The sequence below is a fragment of the Kitasatospora sp. NPDC030952 genome, assembly GCF_055571335.1.
In genome coordinates, this window is sequence record NZ_JBVIFM010000068.1 from 1 (window position 1) to 1,100 (window position 1,100).

Sequence of the window (1,100 nt, forward strand, 5' to 3'; positions counted from 1 at the left end):
TAGGGCGCGTATTTGGTCGTGATCAATCTGTGGGATTCGCCCTCGTGGCGGGGTCTGATCCGGTAGACCATGTCGTGTGGCGCGATTCCAACTGACGGATGCGGAGTGGGAGTTCATCGGGCCGTACCTGCCGATCGGCGAGTACGGCCCGTATCCGGAGCGGCTGCGGCAGCAGTTCGAGGGCGTGATCTGGCGGTTCAGGACCGGCGGGCAGTGGCGGGAGATGCCGGTGGAGTTCGGCGCGTGGTCGACCGTCTCCAATCGTTTCCGGCAGTGGCGTGACGCGGGTGTCTTCGAGGCTCTGCTGGAGGGCGCGATTGCGGAGGCCGCGAGGCGGGGTGAGGTGGACTTGTCGCTGGTCAGCGTGGATTCCACCACCGTTCGGGCCCACCACGACGCTGCCGGGATGCACCTGGGCCCCGACGCCCTGGCGGCCCTGGAGAAAGCCGCCGACGAGGCGGAGAAGGCCCGGCAAAAAGGGGCAGCCCGCGGGAACAAGACGGACACGACGCCGATGACCCGGGACGCGAAGAGCAACGACGCGCCCGACGGCGGCGCAAGCTCCGTCTGAAGGCCGCGCTACTCGGACGCTCCAGGGGCGGGCAGACCAGCAAGATCCATGTCGCCGGTGAGCGGAAGTGCCGCCCGTTGGTGTTCGTGCTGACCGAGGGGCAGGCCGCCGACAGCCCGCAGTTCATTCCCGTGCTCAGGAAACTACGGGTCCGCGGGCCGGCCGGCCGTCCCCGCACCCGGCCCGACGCGGTCGCCGGGGACAAGGCTTACTCGTCCCACGGCAACCGCTCCCACCTGCGCCAACGCGCGATCAAGGCTGTCATCCCGGAGAAGAAGGACCAGGCCGCCAACCGGAAGAGGAAGGGCAGCCGGGGCGGACGGCCCGTCAGCCACGACGCCGACCTCTACAAGGAGCGCAACACCGTGGAGCGCCTGATCAACAGACTGAAGGCCTGGCGGGGCATCGCCACCCGATACGACAAGACGCCCGCCAGCTACCTCGCCGGCCTCCACCTCTGCGGCGCGATGATCTGGATCAAAGACCTCACCCGGACCACACCTTGATCACGACCGAATACGCGCCCTAG

Annotated in this window: 1 pseudogene; it reads left to right on the plus strand. The window is 68.4% G+C overall.

The features are described from left to right. The first annotated feature begins 76 nt into the window (after positions 1-76). Positions 77-1,077 (plus strand): annotated as a pseudogene (locus tag ACZ47G_RS39650) (IS5 family transposase). The last annotated feature ends 23 nt before the right edge of the window (positions 1,078-1,100 follow it).